The 2,679-nt window shown below is 61.7% G+C and carries 3 protein-coding genes; all 3 read left to right on the top strand.

What is annotated here, in order from left to right; all coding sequences use genetic code 11:
* On the top strand, positions 1-606 hold a 606-nt coding region (locus tag KBX08_RS32830), incomplete at its 5' end, for a polymorphic toxin-type HINT domain-containing protein (RefSeq protein ID WP_210787638.1).
* Complete coding sequence (locus KBX08_RS32825; protein WP_210787637.1) at positions 606-992, top strand: hypothetical protein; 387 nt, start codon at positions 606-608, stop codon at positions 990-992. The genes KBX08_RS32830 and KBX08_RS32825, both read left to right, overlap by 1 nt.
* 785 nt (positions 993-1,777) lie before the next feature.
* Positions 1,778-2,677: a transposase gene (locus KBX08_RS32820; RefSeq protein ID WP_210787636.1), complete on the top strand. Its 900-nt coding sequence runs from the start codon at positions 1,778-1,780 to the stop codon at positions 2,675-2,677.
* Positions 2,678-2,679: the final 2 nt, after the last annotated feature.

Below are 2,679 nucleotides of genomic sequence, written 5' to 3'. Positions count from 1 at the left end.
GGTGTGACTGCAGCCAAACTGGTGACTCGCCTGCACCTGAATCGCGACTCGAAGCTCACGACGCTCGTCGTGCTGCTGCCCACTGGTGCGATGGCTGATGTCGAGACCACGTGGGAGCACCCGATCTGGTCCGTGTCCCGTGGCGACTGGGTCAATGCAGCAGAGCTCGTGCCACGAGAGAGGCTGCGCTCAATCGCTGGCGGCGAGGTCCGAATTGCGAGCCTGGCCAACTATGCCGGTGCTCGGTACATGTACAACCTCACTGTTTCTGACATCCACACGTACTACGTACTCGCCGGCAACACTCCGGTGCTCGTACACAATGCCGACATAAGTCCTTTCCCGGATAGGGATAAGCCGAAAGGGGCTCACGGGCAGCCGAAGCCGGACGTTGATGCACCTCATACCCAGCTGTACCGCGAAAATCGGGGAAAGCCAAGCGAGTATAATGCGGCTCAGGAGTTTGACGAGAACGGCAGGCTTGTGCGGCAGATCCATTGGTCCGACCACAGTGACCCGTCACGTCACCCAAACCCGCATCAGCACGTCTACGACCCTGTTACCGGCAAACGGGGAGGGGCTATTCCGCTGAATGGTGGTTGTTAATGATCGAGTTTCGTATACCAGCCTTTCGGGTGAGTGGCGAAATGGTTTCACTGGCCGATGTCCTGCGCGAGGTTCGGCCGCGGGGATGGTCATGGCGTCTTCTTAACTTCGAGGGGACCTCCAAGATGGAGTCGAATCTCAATGTACTCGAGCTGGAGGAGAATATTCGTGCTTCCGTGGATGGGATTAGTTGCTCCTGGGAGAACCTGCGCCGCTTCGCGGACGATGTCGATCAGCCCATCGATGTCAGCCTGGTGGCATTCGGCGAGGATGGTAGGTGCGTGCTGGTGATCGAGGTAAGGGATAGTACTTACTGGCGCATACTTTCTGATCAGTCGGATGCGAATTCTGTGGAAACCGCAACCAGGATTTCTCGTTTGGGGTAGTGCATGTGTCGGCGGTTGTTCTGTCGGTCCGAGGCGGGCACGCTAACAGCTCGGGATGGCCCCTCCCCAGATTGCCGTTACCGTCGCCGTAAACATCGATAACAACTTTTGAGGCGAGTTGATTCCACGTGTGAAAGGCCAGGTGAAGGGCCATGAATATGTAGGTCACACCGCATAACGCAGAAGATCCCACACATGCTATGTGCTCGCCGCAACACGCCAGTGCTGGTGCACAACATAGGGTGCGGGACTCGCGCGGCGAGCGAGTTGGGTGCTCTAAAGCCGAACCACGGGATCGATCCCAACAAGGCTGATAGCCCCGCCGGGAGCTAACCGACGAAGATCCCTTGAGGTCGTTCAATAATCCAGCGGATGGTGGTGCGTGCTGGTCACGAGGGATGGCACAATTGTGAACGGTCATCACAGAATTGCAGAGCTTCAACGACGCATGAATGACCCAAACAGTATTATTACTCCGAGGGTGCGGGTGCGCATCGATGAGCGCCCAGAACCACAACCCTCCTCGAAGATCAGCCGGGAGCGGATCACCTCACCGGGCACCACAAGGGCTACCAGCTTCCCCGGACGGGGCCAAGGTCGTTCCTTAGGGTTCTTGCGTCTGGATGGTGTTCCGGGCCGCCGGGTTGGTTGGGTGTGGCTCAAGGTCGTTTGCCGTCAGGTGGCTATGGACGAGCGGCCGCCCAGCCAGCCCAGGGCGCCCTTGGCCGCTGATTGAGATCTGCGAGTCGTCGCTTGCTAAGGAACTGCCGGCGGGGTCGTCCGAGGTGACCTGGATCTGGGTGCTTCGGGAGGACGGCTTGGTGCAGGTATGGATAGGCGTGGACGCGGGCAAGCAGGCTCACCACGCAGCGGCGGTGGACGTGGCCGGGCGGGTGCTGTGGTCGACGCGGGTGGCCAACGATCAGCAGGCGATCGCGGACTTGATCGGGCGGGTCGGCGCGGATGACGAGGTGGTGTGGGCGGTCGACCTGGTCGGCTGCGAGACCGCGCTGCTGCGGGCGATGTTGGCGCTGGCCGGGCAGCAGACGGTGTATATCCCAGGCCGCACGGTCAAGACGATGGCTGCCGGGTTCGCCGGCGAGGCCAAGACCGACGCCCGTGACGCGGTAGTCATCGCGAACACCGCTCGGATGCGGCATGACTTTCTCCCGGTGGAGACACCGACGGAGCTGATCGCCAAGCTGGCGCTGTTGGTGGCGCACCGCGCCGACCTGGTCGAAGACTGGGTCCGCACCGTGAATCGGCTGCGTCGCCTGATGCTCGGAATCTCCCCGGTGTTGGAACGCGCGTTGACCTTCACCAACGTCGCGACGCTGAGTCTGATCAGCGCCTATCACACGCCCGAGCAGATCCGCGCCGCTGGTCGCGACCAGCTCATCGCTTATCTGCGCCGGCATCGGGCGGTGAACGCCGTTAGGGTCGCCGATCAGGCGTTGGCCGCCGCGGCTGAGCAGGATCTCACCCTGCCGGGACAGGAAACCGCTGCTGCGCTCGCCGGTGAGCTGGCCAGTCATCTGCTGCACCTGCACCAGCGCATGAAGAACACCGACAAGGCCATTGAACAGGCGTTTGGCACTCACCCGCAGGCCGGCATCATTCGCAGCCTGCCCGGCATGGGGGCGTTGGTGGCGGGCGGAGGGGCGTGTCAGATGAACTGTGGGTGAGG

Origin of the sequence: Micromonospora sp. H61 (genome assembly GCF_018070325.1) — a bacterium.
Classification (GTDB): domain Bacteria; phylum Actinomycetota; class Actinomycetes; order Mycobacteriales; family Micromonosporaceae; genus Micromonospora; species Micromonospora salmantinae.
The sequence above is the reverse complement of the archived record's forward strand: the minus strand, read 5'-3'. Positions and strand labels throughout refer to the sequence as shown.